Origin of the sequence: Streptomyces sp. NPDC007917, assembly GCF_042959105.1 — a bacterium.
Classification (GTDB): Bacteria; Actinomycetota; Actinomycetes; order Streptomycetales; family Streptomycetaceae; genus Streptomyces.
The window spans coordinates 1-20,658 of the sequence record NZ_JBIBKK010000021.1 but is presented as its reverse complement, the minus strand read 5'-3'; the positions used below and the strand labels follow the sequence as shown (position 1 = coordinate 20,658).

Below are 20,658 nucleotides of genomic sequence, written 5' to 3'. Positions count from 1 at the left end.
GGGCCCCGACCATGATCGGTCGGGGCCCTCGTCCGCCCTGGCGGGCGGGTGCGGAGGATACGAGATTCGAACTCGTGAGGGGTTGCCCCCAACACGCTTTCCAAGCGTGCGCCCTAGGCCTCTAGGCGAATCCTCCGCCGGAAACAATACAAGACCAGGAGCAGTGGATGCGAACTCGTTCCCACCCCCTTCCATCCGCTAGGGTGGGGGCCAGCCCCTCACGTGGCGCTATCTCACCGAACTCCCCCAGGGCCGGAAGGCAGCAAGGGTAAGTGGGCTCTGGCGGGTGCGTGGGGGGCCCTTGCGTTGTGGGGGCGGGGGAGAGAGGGGGCGCGGGGCGGCTTCGGATGTCGGTGGGCACCGATATCGTCGTAAGCGTGTCGTCCCTCGCGCTGTACCGCCGCTACCGCCCCGAGACCTTCGCCGAGGTCATCGGCCAGGAGCATGTCACCGGCCCGCTGCAGCAGGCGCTGCGCAACAACCGGGTCAATCACGCGTACCTCTTCAGCGGTCCGCGCGGCTGTGGCAAGACGACCAGCGCGCGCATCCTGGCCCGCTGTCTGAACTGCGAGAAGGGGCCGACCCCGGCGCCGTGCGGGGAGTGCCAGTCCTGTCAGGACCTCGCGCGGAACGGGCCGGGGTCGATCGATGTCATCGAGATCGACGCCGCGTCTCACGGAGGTGTGGACGACGCGCGTGAGCTGCGGGAGAAGGCGTTCTTCGGGCCCGCGTCGAGCCGGTACAAGATCTACATCATCGACGAGGCGCACATGGTCACCTCGGCGGGGTTCAACGCCCTGCTGAAGGTGGTCGAGGAGCCTCCGGAGCATTTGAAGTTCATCTTCGCGACCACGGAGCCCGAGAAGGTCATCGGCACCATCCGGTCGCGCACGCACCACTACCCCTTCCGGCTGGTGCCTCCCGGGACGCTGCGGGACTATCTGGCCGAGGTCTGCGAGCGGGAGGCGATCCCGGTCGAGGACGGGGTGCTGCCGCTGGTGGTGCGGTCCGGGGCGGGGTCGGTCCGGGACTCCATGTCGGTCATGGACCAGCTGCTCGCGGGCGCGGGTGCGGACGGTGTGACGTATGCCATGGCGACGTCGCTGCTCGGCTATACGGACGGCTCGCTGCTCGACGCGATCGTGGACGCCTTCGCGGCGAGCGACGGCGCGGCCGCGTTCGAGGTCGTCAACCGGGTGATCGAGGGGGGTAACGACCCCCGGCGCTTTGTCGCCGATCTGCTGGAGCGCCTGCGTGACCTGGTGATTCTCGCGGCCGTGCCGGACGCGGCGGAGAAGGGGCTCATCGACGCCCCGGTCGATGTCGTCGAGCGGATGCAGGCCCAGGCGTCCGTCTTCGGCGCCGCCGAGCTCAGCCGCGCCGCCGACCTGGTCAACGAGGGCCTGACCGAGATGCGCGGCGCCACCTCGCCGCGGCTGCAGCTGGAGCTGATCTGCGCGCGGGTGCTGCTGCCGGCGGCGTTCGGGGACGAGCGGTCGATGCAGGCGCGGCTGGAGAAGCTGGAGCGGGGGGCTCTGGCGGGCGGTCTGGGCGGCGGCTTCCCCCCGGGTGCGGGGGCAGTGGGTCTGCCGGGAGGCCCCGGCGGCGCGGAGGGCCAAGGGCCCGCCATGGGGTACGTACCGGGGCCCGAGGCACACGCCCCGGCGGCGGGCCCCTCCGGCCCGGCGGCCGCGCGGGCGGCGATGAGCGGCCGGGGCGGGTCCGGGGCCGGCCAGAGCGGGCCCGGGGCTGGCCAGGGCGGGGCTCCGGCCGCGGCGGGAGCCGGTGCGGCGGGTGGTCCGGCGGGTGGTGGTCCCGGCGGTGGTGGTGCCGGGGCGGGTGCGGCTCCGGCGGGAGCCGATGCGGGAGGTGGGGGACAGCAGCCCGGCGCGTGGCCCGGGGGCGCCCAGCCCGCAGGGGCGAACGGCGGCGGTCAGCGCCCCGGCGCCTGGCCCGCGGCTGCGGCCGGCCAGGCGGCAGGGGGCCCCGCATCCGGTGGTGCGGCTGCGGCTGGTCCGGCTGCAGGAGGCCCGGCATCTAGTGGTCCCGCAGCTGGTGGTCCGGCCGCTGGTGGTGCGGCCGGAGGTCATGCGGAGGGTGGCGGTACGGAAGGTGGCGGGGCGCCCGGCCCGTCCGCGCCGCGGCCCGGGGCCTGGCCGACCGCCGCGGCCCCCGGTTCCGCCCAGGGCGCGGGGCGGCAGCCCGGCGGCTGGCCGTCGGCCACCGCGCCGGGGCAGGGCGGGGCGCCGTCGGGTGGGCCCTCCGGCTCTTCCGGTGCCCCGAGCGCTTCGGGCCCTTCGGGCCCCTCCGCGCCTTCCGCGCCTTCCCCCGGCCCCGCCGGTGCCCCCGCCGTGTCCGCGCCGGGCATGGCGCAGGGCGCCATGCAGGTGCGGCAGATGTGGCCGGAGATCCTGGAGGCGGTCAAGAACCGCCGTCGCTTCACCTGGATCCTGCTGAGTCAGAACGCGACCGTCACCGGTTTCGACGGCACCACCCTTCAGCTCGGCTTCTCCAATGCCGGCGCGCGCGACAGCTTCGTCGGCGGCGGCAGCGAGGACGTACTGCGCCAGGCGCTCAGCGACGCGATCGGCGTGCAGTGGCGGATCGAGGCGATCGTCGATCCCTCGGGCGGCGCCGGACAGCAGGGCGAGCCCGGCGGTGGCGGCGGCGGTGGCTTCGGCGGTTCCGGGGGCGCCGGGGGTGCCGGGGGCTTCAGCGGTTCCGGCGGTTCCGGCTTCGGCGGCGGTGGCGGTGGCGCGAGCGCGGGCGGCTTCGGGGGCGGTGGCGCCCCCGCGGCCCCGCCGCGGCAGCCCGCCCCCCGGCCCCAGGCCCAGGCGTCCGCTCCCGCGTCCGCCGCCCCTGGACCGTCGTCGTCCCCCGCCGGGTCGCCGGCCGAATCGGCGGGGCCGCCCGCGCAGTCGTCGGCGTACCGGGAGCCCGAGCCCCCGCCGATCGCGCCCGAGGACGACATGCCGGCCGAGGACGACCCGGATCTCGACGAGAGCGTGCTCAGCGGCCATGACCTGATCGTGCGCGAGCTCGGTGCGACGGTCATTGAAGAGATCGCGAACGAGTAGGAACGAGTCGGAACGAGGAGGGGGCGAGCAGACGACGGGCAGGGGACGAGTGGCGTACGGGCCGCGTCCGGGGCGCGTGACGGGTGGGGGTCCTGTGCGTGTCGCCCGCCCTGCGCGGCGCCTGAGTTGAGTACTCGTGCGCTGTCCGCCCTCCTCCCTACGGTGTAGGGCGGGGCGCCCCGTGAGCACGTAGGCTCGGGCTATCGGAAAGAAGAACTCTGTCGACAGCGCAGGAGTGAGCTCGTGATCCCCGGTGGTGGCCAGCCCAATATGCAGCAGCTGCTTCAGCAGGCCCAGAAGATGCAGCAGGACCTTGCCGCGGCGCAGGAGGAACTGGCCAGGACCCCTGTCGAAGGCTCGGCCGGCGGCGGCCTGGTGAAGGCGACCGTGACCGGCGCCGGTGAGCTTCAGGGCCTGGTCATCGATCCGAAGGCGGTGGACCCGGAGGACACCGAGACCCTCGCGGACCTCGTCGTCGCTGCCGTGCGCGATGCGAACAACGCGGCGCAGCAGCTGCAGCAGCAGAAGCTCGGCCCGCTCGCCCAGGGCCTCGGCGGCATGCCGGGGCTGCCGTTCTGACGGCGGCCTTCCGCCGGAGTGGCCGGAGCGGCATGCCGCCGTTCTGAGAGCGGTCTGCCGTTCTGAGAGCGGCCTTCCGTTCCGAACGCGGCCAGAAAATGGCGTTCGCGGTCTGTCCAGGGCCCTGACCCGGGCCTTATACCGAAGTCTGTAAGAAGAGAAGCCACCGCGTGGCAGCGCGAGATTGGAAGCGGCGTGTACGAAGGCGTGGTCCAGGACCTCATCGACGAATTGGGCAGGCTGCCCGGCGTCGGTCCCAAGAGCGCGCAGCGCATCGCCTTCCACATCCTGCAGGCCGAGCCCGCCGACGTCCGCCGCCTCGCGCATGCGCTGACCGAGGTCAAGAACAAGGTGCGGTTCTGCGCGGTGTGCGGGAACGTCGCCGAGGCCGAGCAGTGCCGGGTGTGCCAGGACCCGCGCCGCGACCCGGCCGTCATCTGTGTGGTCGAGGAGCCCAAGGACGTCGTGGCGATCGAGCGCACCCGTGAGTTCCGCGGCCGCTACCACGTACTCGGTGGCGCGATCAGCCCGATCGAGGGTGTGGGCCCGGACGATCTGCGGATCCGGGAGCTGCTCACGCGGCTCGCGGACGGTACGGTCACGGAGCTGATCCTGGCCACCGATCCGAACCTGGAGGGCGAGGCCACCGCCACCTACCTGGCGCGCATGGTCAAGCCCATGGGTTTGAAGGTGACCCGGCTGGCTAGCGGTCTCCCAGTCGGGGGGGACCTGGAGTACGCCGACGAGGTCACGCTGGGGCGTGCCTTCGAAGGGAGAAGACTTCTCGATGTCTGACGCAACGCTGCACGCCGCCCACCCGGATCCGGACGACTTCGCGGTCCAGATCTCCGATCAGATCGAGAGTTTCATCGTCGCGGTCACCGAAGTGGCGAAGGGCGACGAACCGGACAGCGCTGTGCCGTTCCTCCTGCTCGAGGTCTCCCAGCTGCTCCTCGCGGGTGGCCGGCTGGGCGCGCACGAGGACTTCGTACCCGACGAGCGGTACGAGCCGGACGTCGGCCCCGAGCCGGACGTCGACGAGCTGCGCGAGCGCTTCGCCCGGCTGCTCGACCCGGTGGACGTGTACTCCGAGGTCTTCGACCCGTACGTGCCGCGCAGCCAGCCCGTCGCCTGCCGGATCTCCGACGACCTGGCCGACATCGTCACCGACCTGCGCCACGGCATGGCCCACTACCGCGACGGCCGGATCAGCGAGGCGCTGTGGTGGTGGCAGTTCTCGTACCTGTCCAACTGGGGTACGACCGCCTCCGCCGCCCTGCGCGCGCTGCAGTCGCTGGTCGCCCACGTACGCCTGGACAGCCCGCTGGACGAGCTGGACGGCCTGGACACCGACAGCAACACCGGCGGCGACGAGGAGCTCGCGGAGGAGGCGGGACGGGTCATGGCGGCGGAGATCGCGGCCCCGCTCGGCATCCGGTCCGCGCAGCCCTGAGGTCCCATCCAGCCCTGAGATCCCATCCAGCCCTGAGGCCCCGTCCAGCCCTGAGATCCCATCCAGCCCTGAGATCCCGTCCAGGCCTCTGAGATCCCGTCCAGCCATGAGACGGCGTGCCCCGAAGGTGTGACCTGGGTTACCTTTCCGTGTGCTTTGGTGCGCAGCGGGCAGGGTTCGTCGCTGAGCGGGTGGTGCGCGGTAGGAAACGGAAATACACGGACGCTCATCGCAAGGTGAGCCATGTGTCTCGCAATGTGATATTGGCGGGGTAATTTCCGGCCACTCGTTAAACTGAGCCGACCGCATTACTGAGAGCCAGGGAGCGCACGTGGGCCTTGTCGTGCAGAAGTACGGAGGCTCTTCCGTTGCCGATGCCGAGGGCATCAAGCGGGTTGCCAAGCGAATCGTCGAAGCCAAGAAGAACGGCCACCAGGTGGTCGTCGTGGTTTCCGCGATGGGCGACACGACGGACGAGCTGATCGACCTCGCCGAGCAGGTGTCCCCGATTCCGTCGGGGCGTGAGTTCGACATGCTGCTGACCGCGGGAGAGCGGATCTCCATGGCCCTGCTGGCGATGGCGATCAAAAACCTCGGCCACGAGGCGCAGTCGTTCACCGGCAGCCAGGCCGGTGTCATCACCGACTCGGTCCACAACAAGGCGCGGATCATCGACGTCACGCCCGGCCGTATCCGGCAGTCGATCGACGCGGGCAACATCGCGATCGTCGCGGGCTTCCAGGGTGTGTCCCAGGACAAGAAGGACATCACCACCCTGGGCCGCGGCGGCTCCGACACCACCGCCGTCGCGCTCGCGGCCGCTCTCGAGGCCGAGGTCTGCGAGATCTACACGGATGTCGACGGTGTGTTCACCGCCGACCCGCGGGTCGTGAAGAAGGCCCGCAAGATTGACTGGATCTCGTTTGAGGACATGCTGGAACTGGCCAGTTCCGGCTCCAAGGTGCTCCTCCACCGCTGTGTGGAGTACGCACGCCGTTACAACATCCCGATCCACGTCCGCTCGTCCTTCTCCGGACTCAAGGGCACGTGGGTCAGCAACGAGCCGCAAGGGGACCAGCCGATGGAGCAGGCGATCATCTCGGGTGTTGCCCACGACACCTCCGAGGCCAAGATCACGGTCGTCGGAGTGCCGGACAAGCCGGGTGAGGCCGCGGCCATCTTCCGTACGATCTCGGACGCCGAGCTCAACATCGACATGGTGGTGCAGAACGTCTCCGCTGCGTCGACCGGCCTGACCGACATCTCCTTCACCCTCCCGAAGACCGACGGCCACAAGGCCATGGAGGCGCTGACCAAGGCGCAGCCGACGATCGGCTTCGACTCGCTGCGCTACGACGACCAGATCGCCAAGATCTCGCTGGTCGGAGCCGGTATGCGGACGAACCCGGGCGTCACCGCGTCCTTCTTCGAGGCGCTGTCCAACGCCGGGGTCAACATCGAGCTGATCTCGACCTCCGAGATCCGCATCTCGGTCGTCACCCGCGCCGACGACGTGAAGGAGGCGGTCCGGGCCGTGCACACCGCCTTCGGCCTGGACAGCGACAGCGTGGAAGCCGTCGTCTACGGAGGGACCGGCCGATGACCGGCCACGGCGGTGCCGGGGGCCGGAAGCCGACGCTCGCCGTCGTCGGCGCGACCGGGGCCGTCGGCACCGTCATGCTGTCCATCCTGTCCGAGCGTGCGGACATCTGGGGCGAGATCCGGCTGATCGCCTCGCCGCGCTCGGCCGGGCGGAAGCTGTCCGTACGGGGCGAGCAGGTCGAGGTCGTCGCGCTGGACGAGGAGGCCTTCGACGGCGTCGACATCGCGATGTTCGACGTGCCGGACGAGGTCTCCGCGCAGTGGGCGCCGATCGCGGCCGCCAAGGGCGCGGTCGTCGTCGACAACTCCGGGGCCTTCCGGATGGACCCGGACGTGCCGCTGGTGGTCCCGGAGGTGAACGCGCACGCGGCCCGCCTCCGCCCGCGCGGCATCATCGCCAACCCCAACTGCACCACCCTCTCGATGATCGTCGCGATGGGCGCGCTGCACGCCGAGTTCGGGCTCCAGGAGCTGATCGTCTCCTCGTACCAGGCGGTCTCCGGGGCGGGCAAGGAGGGCGTCGACGCCCTCCGCGAGCAGCTTGCCCTCGTCGCCGGTACGGAGCTGGGCACCCAGCCGGGCGACGTACGGCGGGCGATCGGCGACACCGGGCCGTTCCCCGGGCCGATGGCGCTCAACGTGGTGCCGTTCGCGGGCTCGCTCAAGGAGGACGGCTGGTCCTCGGAGGAGCTCAAGGTGCGCAACGAGTCCCGCAAGATCCTGGGGCTGCCGGAGCTGCGGGTCACCGCGACCTGCGTCCGTGTGCCCGTGATCACCACCCACTCGCTGGCCGTGCACGCGCGGTTCGAGAACGAGGTGACCGTGGCCCAGGCGCACGAGATCCTCGCGGCCGCGCCCGGTGTGGTGCTCTGCGACAACCCGGCGGAGGGGGAGTTCCCCACCCCGGCCGATGTCGTGGGCACCGACCCGACCTGGGTGGGCCGGGTCCGGCGTTCGCTCGACGACCCCAGGGCGCTCGAGCTGTTCGTCTGCGGTGACAACCTCCGCAAGGGCGCGGCGCTCAACACCGCGCAGATCGCGGAGCTCGTCGCGGCGGAGCTGACGGTCTGAGGGTTCGGTGACCTGACGGTTCGGCCACCTGAAGGTTCGGCCACCTGACGGTGCGGCGGCCGTGTGATCCGTCACATGGTCGCGGCCCGGCCGCCGCGTACAGTGGTGGCCCTCCAGCCCCTGGTCCCCGAAACTGTGAGGTTTCTGTGACCCGGACAATGGCCTGGACCACTTGAACGAGGATCAAACCGGGGCAAAGATCTACGGATAAGATTCCCTCCCCGCCCGCTGCAACCGGCAGCGGGCGGGGAGCGTCTTTCCAGCCGCCCGCCAGCGGGCGTTGGGCAAACCGGGGCATTGGGGACGGGTTGGTGTGTATGGGGGCATTCGTTGCTTCGTCAAAAGCAGTGCCTCACGCGTACAACCCTGACGGGGGGAAGCGTGTCCAACTGGCGTGGCAGCAGAGGTATTCGGCATCGCAACGGTTCCTGGGCGCGGCGGCACGGCAGTGCGGCCCCCGCGTCCCCGCACCCCTGGCGGCATGCCGGTGATCGCGCCATGGTCGACCACTCGCCCCGCGCCGCAGCTCTCGACGACAGGGCGCGAGGACGCTGACGACACGATGGCAGCGGGCACCACAGTCGATCACCTCACCGAGACCTACCGCGCGCACTACCGGTCGCTGCTCGGTCTTGCCGCGCTGCTCCTCGACGACACCGCGTCCTGCGAGGACGTCGTACAGGAGGCGTTCATCCGCGTGCACTCCGCGCGGCGCCGGGTCCGCGACCCGGAGAAGACGCTCGCCTATCTGCGGCAGACGGTCGTCAACCTCTCGCGCTCGGCGCTGCGCCGCCGCATCCTCGGACTGAAGCTGCTCTCCAAGCCGATGCCCGACATGGCCAGCGCCGAGGAGGGGGCGTACGACCAGCTTGAGCGCGACCAGTTGATCAAGGCAATGAAAGGACTGCAGCGCCGCCAGCGCGAGGTCCTCGTGCTGCGCTACTTCGCGGACATGACCGAGGCCCAGGTCGCCGAGACGCTCGGCATATCGCTCGGCTCGGTCAAGGCGTACGGATCGCGTGGCATCGCGGCGCTTCGCGTCGCAATGGAGGCTCCGGCATGAACGACGACACATACGAGCCGGCCTCGGGGGACCCCGACCGGCGGGACGGTCACGAACGCAGCGACCGTACGGACGACACGAACAGCCCGAGCGACGAGAGCAACGGCCCCGACGAAGGCCGCGGCCCCGACGACGGCAACGGCGCGGGCGGCATGGACGAGGACGCCCTGCGCCGCCTCCTGCACAGCGCCGTCAACGAACTGCAGCCGTCTCCCGAATCCCTGGAGCACCTGCGCCGCGCCGTCCCCGCCCGCCGTACGCGCCGCCGCCAGGCACTGGTCGGCGCCGTGGCGGCGGTGGTGTTCGGCGGGGCCGCGCTCCCCGCGCTGGTCCACGTCGCCGGCACCGGCGGCTCGGACGACCGCCCGGCCATCGCCGGCAGCAGCCAGCGCACGCCCGATCCCGACCGGGACAAGCACGGCGAGGCAAGCGGCGGGAAGGAGACCGGCCGGCCCTCCGACACGGTGAGCGAGGGCACGGAGGACAAGGGCAAGGACGGGAAGAAGGACCGCCCGTCCAGGAAGCCGGAAGGTGACTCGGGCGGCGGCGTGGCCCCCGACCCCTCCAGCACGCTGAACGCCACCTCGCCCACCTGCTCCCGCCCCCAGCTCGGCAACGCGTCCGGGACGGTCGGGGCGGCCGACGCCGAGGGGCGGGTCTACGGCTCGTTCCGGGTCGCGAACATCTCGGACACCCCGTGCACGGTCGTGGGCGGCGGCTCCATCAGCCCGAGCGCGCTCGGCGGCGCGGACGGCTCCCGGATCTTCGTCGTGGACCACACCTCCGGCGACGCGGCCTCAGGTCTGCCCGACCCGTCCACCGCGCCGGGTCAGCTCATCCTGAAGCCCGGCCAGGCGTACGAGGTGAGGTTCGCCTGGGTCCCGCAGTCGGGCGGCGGCACCTCCGGCTGCTCCAACACCAGCGCCACGCCGAGCCCCGACCCCACGCCGGACTCGGCCGACGCGGGGGACGGCGGGCCCTCGGACGGCCCGGGCGACGGCTCGGGCAGCGGCGGCGGTGACGGCGGCGAGCAGCCGGCCGGAAGCGTCCTGCTCAGCTACACGCCCGAGGCCGGCGACCCGGCCGCGGCGAGCGCGACGCTCAGCGGGGCGTGCGCGGGGACGATCTACCGCACCGGGGTGCTGGCGGCCGTATAGGCGGCTGTATAGGCGGCCGTACAGGACGACCGCCCGGCGAATCGAGCCCGGCGAACCGAGCCCTCTCAAGGCGAACCGAGCGGCCGCCGCCGGGCGGCCGCTGGCCGAGCCCCCAAAGGCCGCTGACCGAGCCCCCGAAGAAGGGGCCGCGGCGCCGGGCCCGTACCGTGGTGGTGTGTATCGGTTCCTGCTGACGCCCCGCTGGTGGGTGATCAACGTCTTCACCGTGCTGGCCATCCCGGTCTGTCTGTTCATGGGCAGCTGGCAGCTCAGCCGCTTCGAAGCGCGCGTCGAGACCCACAACGAGCAGCAGGACAAGGGCTCCGCCACCGAGGACACCGCCGAGCCGCTGCGCTCCCTGCTGCCGGTCACCGACCAGACCGCGGGGCGGTCGGCCACCGCGACCGGGCGCTATGACGCCGCGCACCAACTGCTCGTCCCGGACCGGCGGCTGGGCGACCGCGACGGCTTCTACGTGCTCACGCTGCTGCGTACGGACGGGGGCAAGGCGCTGCCCGTTGTACGGGGCTGGCTCCCCGGCGACGCCGACGACAAGGCCGCCGCCGCCAAGGTGCCCGCGCCCCCGGCCGGCGAGGTGACCGTGACCGGGGCGCTGCAGGCGTCCGAGCACCAGGGCGGCAACGGGGTGGTGGCGAGCGGCGGGCTGCCGCGCGGCCAGCTGGGCATGATCAGCGCCGCCTCGCTGGTGAACCTCGTGCCGTACGGGGTGTACGACGCGTGGGTCACCTCCGCGACCGCCCCCGGCGCCCTGAAGCCGGTGCCCCCGGTCGTGGCGGAGGGCACCGGGCTCGATCTCAAGGCGTTCCAGAACCTCGGCTACACCGGCGAGTGGTTCGTCTTCGCGGGCTTCGTCGTGTTCATGTGGTTCCGGCTGTTCCGCCGCGAGGCGGAGACGGCGCGCGACCTGGCGCTCGGGATCATCCCGTCGGAGCCTCCTGCCGCTGCTGATCCGGCTGGTCCGGCTGATCCGGCCGGGGCCGCAGATGACGCTGAGCGAACTCGATCTCCAAGCGCAACTGCTTGATCCGCTCCTCGACCACCAGCGAGCCGTGCCCCGCGTCGTACCGGTACACCTCGTGCGGGGCGCCGCGCCGCGCCAGCCGCTCCACGTAGTTCTCGATCTGCCGGATCGGGCAGCGCGGGTCGTTGACGCCCGCCGAGATGTAGACCGGCGCGCGCACCGCGTCCACGTACGTCAGCGGTGAGGAGGCCTCGAAGCGCTCGGGGACCTCTTCCGGGGTGCCGCCCAGCAGCGTGCGGTCCATCGCCTTCAGGGCCTCCATCTCGTCGTGGTACGCCGTGACGTAGTCCGCGACGGGCACCGCCGCGAGCCCCAGCGCCCACGCCTCGGGCTGGGTCCCGAGCCCCAGCAGCGTCAGATAGCCGCCCCAGGAGCCGCCGGCCAGCACCAGCCGCTCGGGGTCGGCGAGTCCCGAGCCGACCGCCCACTGGCGCACGGCCGCGATGTCCTCCAGCTCGATCAGCCCGACGCGGTGCTTGAGCGCGTCCGTCCAGGCCCGCCCGTACCCGGTCGAGCCGCGGTAGTTGACCCGTACGACCGCGAAGCCGTGGTCCACCCAGGCCGCCGGGCCCGCCGCGAACGCGTCGCTGTCGTGCCAGGTCGGCCCGCCGTGGATGTCGAAGACGGTCGGGAAGGGGCCCTCGCCCGCGGGCTTGTGCACCAGGGCGTGCACCTGCCCGCCGGGCCCCTCCACCCAGGCGTCGGTGACCGGCACCGACCCGGGCGCCCGCAGCCCCGGCGGGTCGAGCACCACCCGCCCGCTCGTGGACCGCACCTGCGGCGGCTCGGCCGCCGAGGACCACAGGAACTCGACCGTGCCGTCCGGCCGCGCCGTCGCCCCCGAGATGGTGCCGGACGGGGTGTCGAGACGGGTCAGCTCGCCGGAGGCGAGGTCGTACCGCCACAGCTCGCTGCGCGCCTGGTAGCTGTGCTCGACCAGCAGCGCGGTCCCGTCCGGCACCCAGTCGGCGCCGACGTCCCCGGGCAGGTCTATGGCCAGCGCCGTCTCCACGCCGGTGCCCGGGTCCCACACCATGGGCTCCCAGCGGCCCCGCCGCTGGTGCCCGACCAGCAGCCGGTTGTCCCCGGCGACCGGCGCGAACCCCATCACGGACAGGCCCAGCTCCTCCGTGCCGCCCTTCGTGTCGTCCAGCTCCGCGACCGGCGTGCCGTCCAGCCGTACGACCCGGATCGCCGAGTGCATGGCGTCGCCGTGCTCGGTGTGCTCGATCGCGATCAGCGTCCCGTCGTACGACAGGTCGCCCACCCCGGCCGACTCCCGGTGGCGGTAGATCTCCTGGGGCGCGGCCCCGGGCCGTACGACGTGGATGGTGGAGCCGTCCTCGTCGGTGGACCGCCCGACGACCGCGGTGCCGTCACGGCCGAGCGCCAGGCCGGCCGGGTAGGAGGGGGCGAGGCCGGGGGTGGCGGGCTCGTCGGGTGCGCCGTCCTCCGGTTCTCCTTCGGGGGAGACGAACGGCTGGCGCATCCAGACCCCGAACTCGTCGCCGTCGGTGTCCGAGAACCACCAGATCCACCGGCCGTCCGGGGAGAGCACCCCGTCCGTCGTACCGTTCGGCCGGTCGGTCACCTGGCGCTGCGCCCCGGTCGCCCGGTCCCACGCGTACAGCTCGTACGTCCCCGTCGCGTTGGACACGAACAGCGCGCGGTCCGGCGCGTCCTCCGCCCAGTCGGGCAGCGAGACGCGCGGGGCCCGGAAGCGTTTCTCCCAATCGGGCTGATCGGGGGTGGTCTGTGCATCACTCATCCCCCCATCAAACCCGATGGGACCGGCGATCAAACCCGATCGGACGGCGCCGATCGCCGTGATCCTTGCTAACGTGCGCACCCATCCGCAGGCATGAAGCGAAGCGCGGACCGACACGGCGTGGTACGGCGTGATCCGGCTTGGTACGGGGGCTGAAAACATGGCGGCGTTCACCTATACGAATCTCCTCGAAATGGATCTCGGGAAGCTGGGCACGGCGGTCGCCGACTGGAAGACGATGGTGAGCGAGCTCGAAAAACTCGGGACGGATGCCGACCGGGGTCTGCTACGGAAGTCGGACGCCGCGAAATGGGCCGGTCTCAATGCCACGGTGACCCGGGAATTCGTCCGCAAAACGGCGAAGGAGCTCCGGGATCTGCACCGGGAGGCGAAGAGCGTCTGGAGCGTCCTGGACGACGCGAACACCGAGCTGCGGGGCATCCAGCGGCGGGCGAGAAAGCTGGTCTCCGACGCTGCCAAGGAGGAGCCCGGACTGGTGGTCAAGGACTCGGGCGACGGCTCGGTGCGGGTGTCCGAGACGCTGTGCAACATCGACAGCGACAGCCAGCGCACCCAGGACCTGATCAAGTGGTACGCCGAGACCATTACGGGGCTGGTCACCCACGCCGCGGAGCCCCTACCGCTTCAACCGGTCGGGGGATGAGAACTGGTACCTGGCTGTCGGCTCGGTCATGACGAACGTCAGCGGTGTGGTCACGGTGACGCCCGGGGCCGACGGAAAACCTCATGTGGGCCTCGACTACCAGCTCAACGCGTGGGACCGCTACAACTGGGATTCGGGAAAGGAGACCAAGATAGCCGGGGTCACCTTCTCGGACGAGGAGATGGGCCGGCTGCACCGGACCGGGCTTGCCCAGGAATTCGACCTGCGGGGCAGCAGCTCGGTCATGCATCGCCAGATCGTGGACGGCCCCGGGAGCCTCAAGTTCGACCACCTGCCGGACGGGGGCAGGGACTCCGGCGGGCGCACGGACCCGGGCCGGGACGACCCGTACCGCTGAGCCGCGGCCACGCCCCCGTACCCCGGCCCCGCCGGGCGCCCTCGCGGGGCACCCGGCCGATGATCCGGGTCGATGAAGGCTGTCGGCTGTGGGCTGTGAGCTATGGGCTGTGGCCTATGGGCTGTCGGCTGCTATCGGGGCTGCTTCAGCATCACCGGCAGCGCCTCGACGCCGTACACGATGGACAGCTTCCGGAACGCGAGCTTCTCCTGCGGAACGGCCAGCCGCATCTCCGGGAACCGCCGCACCAGCGCGGGATAGGCCGCGCGCAGCTCCATCTTGGCCAGCTCGGCGCCGATGCACCGGTGGATGCCATGGCCGAAGGCCAGGTGGGACGGGGTCTGGCGGTGCGGATCGAACCGCTCCATGTCCGGGCCGAGCTTCTCGTCGCGGTTGGCCCCGCTCAGCGAGCACAGCACCAGATCGCCGCTGGAGATCTTCGTGCCGGCGATCTCCATGTCCTCCTTGGCGAACCGGGGGAACGCCACCTGGACGACCGTCAGGTAGCGCAGCAGCTCCTCGACGTACCGGTCGACCACATCGTCGTTGTCGCGGATCTCCGCGAACCGCTCGGGGTCGCGGAGCAGCACCAGCGTGCCGAGCGCCAGCATGCTCGCGGTCGTCTCGAAGCCGCCGGTGAGCACCCCGTCGGCCAGCCCGGCCAGCTCCTGGTCGTCGATCTTGTCGCCGTGCTCCTTGACCAGCATGCCGAGCAGCCCGTCGCCGGGCGTCTCGCGCTGCTTATTGACGATGTCGAGGAGGTACGACAGCGAGTCGGATATCGCGCCGAATGAGGCGTCGGCCCCGCCGAACAGGTCGAATCGCGCCATGCTCAGCTGCTGGAAGTCGGCGCGGTCCTCGTACGGCACGCCGAGCAGTTCACAGATGACCAGGGAGGGGATGGGGAGGGCGAAGGCCTGCACCAGATCGACCGGGTCCCCGGCCGCGGCCGCCGCGGCCATTTCATCGAGCCGCTCCTCGACGATGGAGTGGATGCGCGGGGTGAGCCTGCTGAGGCGCCGCATGGTGAACTCCGGCGTCAGCAGGCGGCGCAGTCTCGTATGTGTCGGTGGATCGCTGAAGCCGAGGCCGCCCGGATTCTGCTGGGCGGCGATGCCGATGTTCTTCTCCGCGAGGTTGGTGAAATCGGAGCTGAATCCGTTCGCCCGGCCCAGCACGGCCTTGGTCTCGTCGTATCCGGTGACAAGCCAGCCCTTCATCCCGAAAGGCAGCGGAAGCTTGCTTATGGGCTCTTTTGCCCGAGTACGAGACAATTCATCCACGGGGTCCAGGCCATTGCGGCGCAGCGGAGCCAGTGTGGCGCTCGGCAAAAACGACAACTTGGACAGATCGAAGCCGTTCTTCTGGATTCTCGAAAAATACTTGCGACCCAGCCAGGTGACGATGTTTGAGCGGAGATTCGACATGGCCGCAATACTGCCCTGCTTTGGCTGGGTGTCCGTAATGTGTCTGGTAGCGCACCCGGTGTGATGCGCCACAGCGGGCGCGCAGGGGCGCCGCCCGGCGCGCGCCCCAGTGCCTGGCCGAGGTGGCGCGCTCCGAAAAAACGGAGGAAAGTGGAGCCATCGGGCATCATGTGCGAACGGTGAGGGCTGCGCGCACGCGGACGGGGCACTAAGGGCGACCACTCCGCGTACGCGGAGGCGGAGTGAGGTGAGCGGGCGTGGAGAGGCGGGAGCGGCGGGAGAGATTCCGCGCTGTCCAAGGCGCGCCGTGCTGGGTGAGCCACATGGCGACCGACCTGGACCGCGCCCAGAGCTTCTACGGCGACCTCCTCGGCTGGCACTTCCGCCCCAGCCGCCACGGCCACGGCCGCTACACCATCGCGTTCACCCAAGACGGCGCCCCGACCGTCGGCATGGGCGTCCCGGCCGCGACCGGGGTCACCCTCCCCGTCACCTGGACCACCTACTTCGCGGCCGACAGCGCCGACGAGATCGCCTGGCGAGCGCGCGAGCGCGGCGGCACCGTCGCGGTCGGGCCGCTGGAATTCGGCAGCGGGCGGGTGGCCTGGGCGGCCGACCCGGACGGCGCCGTCTTCGGCATCTGGGAGGGCGAGCTCACCTCCGCCTGGTGGGGCGAGCGCCGACTGGGCGCCCCGGTCTGGCTCGAACTGCGCACCCGCGACGCCTTCGAGGCCGCGCTCTTCTACGGCCATGTCTTCGGCTGGGACGCCCAGGGCCAGGACCGCTGCGACGTCCGCTTCGAGCACGACCGCGTGGTTCTGCACATCGACGGCAAGGCCGTCGCGGGGCTGCGCGGCGGCGCCCTGGAAGCCACCCCCGACCCCAATGTCCGCCCCCGCTGGCACGTCTACTTCTGCGTCGACGACGTCGACCGCGTCGCCGCCCAGGCCACCGCCCTCGGCGGCGGCATCATCTCGGCCCCCGCCGACACCCCGTACGGCCGCATCGCGGCCCTCCGTGACCCGGAGGGCGGACTCTTCAGCATCGCGGCGGCGAGCAGGGAGGCGACGGGGTCGCCGGGTGAGGCGGGGACGGACGGCACGGAGCGGGGCGGCGCGGAGCGGGACGGCACGGAGCCGGGCGGCGCGGAATGGAACGGCGCGGAGTACCGCAACGCCGGCCCGTGACCCCCGGCCCCGGCCTCCGACCCGGGCCCCCGACCGGGCCGCCGGCGATGGCTCCGACGGCCAAGTGTGCGGGCACGGAGCGGGACCCCTCCCGGCCCCCGGACCATAAGCTCGCTGCCGGGCCCCGGGCCCGGACTCCGGATCCTGACTCCTGACTCCTGACTCCGGATGAGACGCGTACGAAGGGCGGCATGCCATGTCGGATCCGACCACGGTGGGGCGCACACGACGTGCGGCCGGCCGCGTCCTGCTGGCCACGGTCACCGCGCTGGCCGCGGCGGGATGCGGCAGTTCCGACGAGAGCACCGACTCCGCCAAGCCCTCTGCCTCCCACGCCTCGCGCAGCCCCTCTCCCGCCACGTCCAGCCCGCCCCCCACGGTGAAAGCGGCCGACGGGAGCAACCCCGCGGCATGCACCGACGGCAACTGCGAGATCGCGGTGTCCAAGCCGGTGACGATCCGCATCAAGCTCCCGGACGGTCCCGCCAAGCTGTCCCTGACGAAGGTCGGCAAGAACGAGGTCGACTACAAGGTGACTTCGGCGAACAGCAAGACCAGCGGAGGCGCGAGCGGCGAAGGCAGCGGCTGTGTCGCCGTCTTCCGCAGCGGCGGCAGCAGCAGTTCGTGCGGGGCGGCGGGGCCGCCGCCGGACAAGGTGGACGGAGCGGTCGTACTGCAGGTGATACCAGGCGCGGGCGGCACCGCACTCCTTCGACTCGTCTCGGCCTGAAGGCCTCACGGCACGAAGCCGGTGAACACGCCGATGGCTGAGCCACCGACTGCCGATTGGCCCGCGACCCGGGGGCCGGGCGCCTGAGAACCTGGCCTTCCACCGCAGCACTTGAGGGGATGTCATGCAGGTAGCCGTGGTCACCTTCGACGGATTCAACGAGCTCGACAGCTTCATCGCCTCCGCGCTGATCAACCGGTGCCGCAAGGACGGTTTGGAGGCCTTCATCACGACGCCGACGCCGGTCGTCACCTCCATGAACGGCGTCGAGACAACCGGCCAGCGCCCAATGGAGTTCGTGACCGAAGCCGACGCCGTGCTGATCGGCAGCGGGGTGAAGGCACGAGACGTGGTCGCCGACGAGCGGCTGCTCTCCCGGCTGCCGCTCGACCCTTCGCGACAGCTGATCGGCTCACAGTGCTCCGGCGCGCTGGTGCTCGCCCGGCTCGGATTGCTGGACAACATGCCCGCCTGCACGGACATCAAGAGCCGGCCCTTCGTCGAGGCCTGCGACATCACCGTGCTGGACGCGCCGTTCCACGCCGAGGGGAACATCGCCACGGCGGGCGGCTGCCTGGCATCGCAGTACCTCGCCACATGGGTGATCACCCGAACCCTCGGTGAGGACGCCGCGCGTGACGTCCTCGACTACGTGGCACCGGTCGGCGAAAACCAGGAAACAGCCGAGCGCGCCATGCGCGCCGTCCGTACGGGCGAGGCCGCGCTGCGCTGACGCCCCGCGAATCGGCCGACGCAGAGGGCCGCCTACCCAAACCGGTAGGTCGCCCTCTGCCCTGTGCTGATCACCCCTGGGGGTTATACGTCTCCGCCGCTCGGCTGAGCTGTGCTGCTTCGCCGGAAGGATGTGCCGGCAGGAGCTGTTGGAAAGCATGGAGCGGTGACTGAGCAAGAGGACTTCGCACCAGTCCCCACTATCGGATCCCCGTCATCGGACGTGCCGCGCTGGGCGCGGATCGCGGCGCACGCCGTGCCATTCATCATCCTGCCCTCGGGACTGTGGCGGATGGGCGTGATGCTGGCCGTGCCGGGCTTCGGAACGGCCGAGGCGCGGGACCATGGTGCCGGGCTTGACCTGTATCTGATCGCGCTCTTCGCGGTCTCCGAGGGGCTTGGGTTGCTCACCTTGGGTTTGATCCAGCCTTGGGGGGAGACGGTACCGCGCTGGATCCCGTTGCTGGGCGGGCGCCCTGTGCGCCCGCTCGCCGCGGTGGTCCCGGCCACGCTGGGTGCCCTCGCCTCCACTGGCGTTGTGTACTACTTCTTCCTCAGCATCCTCTTCAGCGGATTTCCCTCCGGCCACACGGCGACCGAAGAAGTCGTCCTGACAGCCTGCTACCTGCCGCTGCTCGGCTGGGGGCCGCTGCTGGGGCTGGTGACGTACGCCTATTACCGGCGTCGTACCAGCGGGTGAGTGCTGGAGGCGTGAAGCGGGGGAGGAACTGTAACGCAGAGGGCCGCCTACCAGAACTGGTAGGCGGCCCTCTGACCTGTGTCGGGGTGGCGGGATTTGAACCCACGACCTCTTCGTCCCGAACGAAGCGCGCTGCCAAGCTGCGCTACACCCCGAAGCAACGAGCTCTACTTTAGCGGACCCGTGGCCAGAGACGAAATCCGGTTTTCGCGGCCTCGCAGGTCGGGGCGGGGGATCCGTCCGGCCCGGCGCCGGGGAGGCGCCGGGGGACGGGGAGGCGCCGGGGGACGGGCCGGGGTGGCTGGAGGGGGTCAGGGGGTGGGTGGGGTGAGGGTGAGGAGGGTGGCCTCGGGGGGGCAGGCGAAGCGGACCGGGGTGTAGCGGTTGGTGCCGCAGCCGGCGGAGACGTGGAGGTAGGAGGTGTGGCCGGCGGCGTGGTGGGTGGAGAGGCCCTTGACGCGGCGGGCATCCAGGTCGCAGTTGGTGACGAGGGCGCCGTAGAAGGGGATGCACAGCTGGCCGCCGTGGGTGTGGCCGGCGAGGATCAGCGGGTAGCGGTCGGCGGTGAAGGCGTCGAGGACGCGCAGGTAGGGGGCGTGGACCACGGCCAGGGAGAGATCGGCGTCCGATTCGGGGCCGCCGGCCACCTCGCCGTAGCGGTCGCGCTTGATGTGGGGGTCGTCCAGGCCGGTCATGGCGATCTCCACGTCGTCCAGCTTCAGCCGGCCGCGGGTGTTCGACAGATTGACCCAGCCGGCCGCGTCGAAGGCGTCGCGGAGCTCTTCCCAGGGGTTGTGGATCGCGCCGACCACGGGGGGATTGCCGTTCAGGCCGTGCTTGCCGCTGGCCTTCTCCAGCAGATAGCGGGCGGGGTTGCGCGGCTTGGGGCCGTAGTAGTCGTTGGAGCCGAAGACGTACGCGCCGGGGAACTCCATGAGCGGGCCGAGCGCGTCCAGTGTCTCGGGTACGCCCTCGGGGTCGGAGAGGTTGTCACCCGTGTTGATGACGAAGTCGGGGCGGAGCCCGGCGAGCGACTGGAGCCAGCGCTGCTTCTTGCGCTGGCCGCTGACCATGTGGATGTCGGACACCTGGAGGACGCGCAGCGGCCGCAGGCCGCGTGGCAGTACGGGGACGGTCACCCGTCGGAGGCGGAAGGACCGGACCTCGAAGCCGGCGGCATAGGCGAGGCCGGCGGCGCCGACCGCCGTGATTCCCAGGGGTACTCCGTATCGCGCACGCATGGTCACCATGGTCGCAGACCGTGGCCGGGCGAGAAATCTTCGGGTGATTCCCGGCCAGGGCTGGCAGACTCGACGACATGACCACCACGCTCAAGTCCAGGCTGCAGGACGATCTCACCGCAGCGATCAAGACGCGTGACGAGCTGCGCTCCTCTACGCTCCGGCTGACCCTCACCGCGGTCCAGAAGGAAGAGGTCGCGGGCGCGACCGCCCGGGAGCTGTCCGACGCCGAGGTGGAGAAGATCATCACGCGCGAGGCCAAGAAGCGGCGCGAGGCGGCCGAGGCGTTCGCGCAGGGCGGGCGGGCGGAGCAGGCCGAGCGGGAGCGGGCCGAGGGCGAGGTGCTCGCCGAGTATCTGCCGAAGCAGCTCACGGACGAGGAGCTGGACGCGCTGGTGGCGGAGGCCGTGCAGGAGGCCGCGGCGGGCGGTGCGCAGGGGCCCCGGGCCATGGGCGCGGTGATGAAGATCGTGAACCCGAAGGTGGCGGGCCGGGCCGAGGGCGGCCGGGTGGCCGCCGCGGTCAAGCGGCGGCTCGCGGAGGGCTGATCTCGCCCGGGGCTGGCCTCGGCTGGGGCTGGTCCCGGCTGGGGCTGATCTCGCCCGGGGCTGATCTCGGCTGGGGCCGGCTCGGCGAGCTGGTCTCGCCCACGGCTGGCCCTGGGGAGAGAGGAAACTGCGAGAAGCGGGGGGGGGGGGGGGGGGGGGCCCCCGGGGTTTTTAGTGGGGGGGTTGTGGTTTGCGCGACCGCAACCGGTATTAAAAACATGGTAGTTTTGTTTGCCTTTAACCGCGCGGACCCGCCGCC

At 71.3% G+C, this 20,658-nt stretch carries 19 protein-coding genes, 2 tRNA genes and 1 other RNA gene; 17 read left to right on the top strand and 5 right to left on the bottom strand.

What is annotated here, in order from left to right; genetic code table 11:
• Positions 1–51: 51 nt before the first annotated feature.
• A tRNA-Ser gene (locus ACFZDL_RS32730) sits at positions 52–136 on the bottom strand.
• 73 nt (positions 137–209) lie between these two features.
• Here ACFZDL_RS32730 and ffs point away from each other — a divergent pair.
• The 10 genes from ffs (at position 210) to ACFZDL_RS32680 (ending at position 11,047) form a co-directional block, all read left to right on the top strand.
• An RNA gene (gene ffs / locus ACFZDL_RS32725) (signal recognition particle sRNA small type) lies at positions 210–306 on the top strand.
• 71 nt (positions 307–377) lie between these two features.
• The gene (locus ACFZDL_RS32720; protein ID WP_353590337.1) at positions 378–3,077 is read left to right on the top strand and encodes a DNA polymerase III subunit gamma and tau; all 2,700 of its coding nucleotides are present in this window, start codon (positions 378–380) and stop codon (positions 3,075–3,077) included.
• 243 nt (positions 3,078–3,320) lie between these two features.
• Complete coding sequence (locus tag ACFZDL_RS32715; RefSeq protein WP_014177713.1) at positions 3,321–3,656, top strand: YbaB/EbfC family nucleoid-associated protein; 336 nt, start codon at positions 3,321–3,323, stop codon at positions 3,654–3,656.
• A gap of 195 nt (positions 3,657–3,851) precedes the next feature.
• Positions 3,852–4,451: a recombination mediator RecR gene (gene recR, locus ACFZDL_RS32710; RefSeq protein WP_353590338.1), complete on the top strand. Its 600-nt coding sequence runs from the start codon at positions 3,852–3,854 to the stop codon at positions 4,449–4,451.
• Entirely contained in the window at positions 4,444–5,109 is a 666-nt protein-coding gene (locus ACFZDL_RS32705) for a DUF5063 domain-containing protein (RefSeq protein WP_353590339.1), read from the top strand. Before recR ends, ACFZDL_RS32705 begins: the two co-directional genes overlap by 8 nt.
• Before the next feature lie 331 nt (positions 5,110–5,440).
• Positions 5,441–6,712 carry an aspartate kinase gene (locus tag ACFZDL_RS32700; RefSeq protein WP_353590340.1) on the top strand — a complete coding sequence of 424 codons (1,272 nt, stop codon included), beginning with the start codon at positions 5,441–5,443 and terminating at the stop codon, positions 6,710–6,712.
• Positions 6,709–7,782, top strand: coding sequence for an aspartate-semialdehyde dehydrogenase (locus ACFZDL_RS32695; protein WP_353590341.1), 1,074 nt, complete (start codon positions 6,709–6,711; stop codon positions 7,780–7,782). The genes ACFZDL_RS32700 and ACFZDL_RS32695 overlap by 4 nt, the downstream gene beginning before the upstream one ends.
• A 481-nt stretch (positions 7,783–8,263) precedes the next feature.
• Positions 8,264–8,845, top strand: a complete 582-nt coding sequence (locus ACFZDL_RS32690) for a SigE family RNA polymerase sigma factor (protein WP_353590342.1) — start codon at positions 8,264–8,266, stop codon at positions 8,843–8,845.
• Positions 8,842–10,002, top strand: coding sequence for a DUF4232 domain-containing protein (locus ACFZDL_RS32685; protein WP_353590343.1), 1,161 nt, complete (start codon positions 8,842–8,844; stop codon positions 10,000–10,002). Before ACFZDL_RS32690 ends, ACFZDL_RS32685 begins: the two co-directional genes overlap by 4 nt.
• Before the next feature lie 175 nt (positions 10,003–10,177).
• Entirely contained in the window at positions 10,178–11,047 is an 870-nt protein-coding gene (locus ACFZDL_RS32680) for an SURF1 family protein (RefSeq protein WP_353590344.1), read from the top strand.
• Here the strand turns inward: ACFZDL_RS32680 and ACFZDL_RS32675 are convergent.
• Positions 10,941–12,812, bottom strand: a complete 1,872-nt coding sequence (locus ACFZDL_RS32675) for a prolyl oligopeptidase family serine peptidase (protein WP_353590345.1) — start codon at positions 12,810–12,812, stop codon at positions 10,941–10,943. The two genes, ACFZDL_RS32680 and ACFZDL_RS32675, sit on opposite strands and share 107 nt — an antisense overlap.
• 193 nt (positions 12,813–13,005) lie before the next feature.
• On the opposite strand from ACFZDL_RS32675, the gene ACFZDL_RS32670 reads away from it, so the two are divergent.
• Both ACFZDL_RS32670 and ACFZDL_RS32665 read left to right on the top strand, forming a co-directional pair.
• Positions 13,006–13,476 (top strand): hypothetical protein, encoded by a 471-nt coding sequence (locus ACFZDL_RS32670; RefSeq protein ID WP_353590346.1) that lies wholly within the window; start codon positions 13,006–13,008, stop codon positions 13,474–13,476.
• A 28-nt stretch (positions 13,477–13,504) separates the two neighbouring features.
• Entirely contained in the window at positions 13,505–13,834 is a 330-nt protein-coding gene (locus ACFZDL_RS32665; protein WP_353590347.1) for a hypothetical protein, read from the top strand.
• 131 nt (positions 13,835–13,965) lie between these two features.
• Here ACFZDL_RS32665 and ACFZDL_RS32660 read toward each other — a convergent pair whose 3' ends face one another.
• Entirely contained in the window at positions 13,966–15,261 is a 1,296-nt protein-coding gene (locus ACFZDL_RS32660; RefSeq protein ID WP_353590348.1) for a cytochrome P450, read from the bottom strand.
• Positions 15,262–15,584: 323 nt separating this feature from the next.
• Between ACFZDL_RS32660 and ACFZDL_RS32655 the strand changes: the two genes are divergently transcribed.
• The 4 genes from ACFZDL_RS32655 to ACFZDL_RS32640 all read left to right on the top strand — a co-directional run bounded on the left by ACFZDL_RS32655 (position 15,585) and on the right by ACFZDL_RS32640 (position 18,610).
• Positions 15,585–16,448, top strand: coding sequence for a VOC family protein (locus ACFZDL_RS32655; protein WP_353590349.1), 864 nt, complete (start codon positions 15,585–15,587; stop codon positions 16,446–16,448).
• 196 nt (positions 16,449–16,644) lie between these two features.
• Positions 16,645–17,178 carry a hypothetical protein gene (locus ACFZDL_RS32650; RefSeq protein WP_353590350.1) on the top strand — a complete coding sequence of 178 codons (534 nt, stop codon included), beginning with the start codon at positions 16,645–16,647 and terminating at the stop codon, positions 17,176–17,178.
• Between the two features lie 124 nt (positions 17,179–17,302).
• Positions 17,303–17,911 carry an AraC family transcriptional regulator gene (locus tag ACFZDL_RS32645; protein WP_353590351.1) on the top strand — a complete coding sequence of 203 codons (609 nt, stop codon included), beginning with the start codon at positions 17,303–17,305 and terminating at the stop codon, positions 17,909–17,911.
• A 165-nt stretch (positions 17,912–18,076) separates the two neighbouring features.
• Positions 18,077–18,610, top strand: a complete 534-nt coding sequence (locus ACFZDL_RS32640) for a hypothetical protein (protein ID WP_353590352.1) — start codon at positions 18,077–18,079, stop codon at positions 18,608–18,610.
• Positions 18,611–18,691: 81 nt separating this feature from the next.
• Here the strand turns inward: ACFZDL_RS32640 and ACFZDL_RS32635 are convergent.
• Both ACFZDL_RS32635 and ACFZDL_RS32630 read right to left on the bottom strand, forming a co-directional pair.
• Positions 18,692–18,765, bottom strand: a tRNA-Pro gene (locus tag ACFZDL_RS32635).
• 156 nt (positions 18,766–18,921) lie between these two features.
• Positions 18,922–19,851, bottom strand: a complete 930-nt coding sequence (locus ACFZDL_RS32630) for a metallophosphoesterase (RefSeq protein ID WP_353590353.1) — start codon at positions 19,849–19,851, stop codon at positions 18,922–18,924.
• A gap of 77 nt (positions 19,852–19,928) precedes the next feature.
• Here ACFZDL_RS32630 and ACFZDL_RS32625 point away from each other — a divergent pair, with 77 nt between their 5' ends.
• Positions 19,929–20,399, top strand: a complete 471-nt coding sequence (locus ACFZDL_RS32625) for a GatB/YqeY domain-containing protein (RefSeq protein ID WP_353590354.1) — start codon at positions 19,929–19,931, stop codon at positions 20,397–20,399.
• Positions 20,400–20,658: the final 259 nt, after the last annotated feature.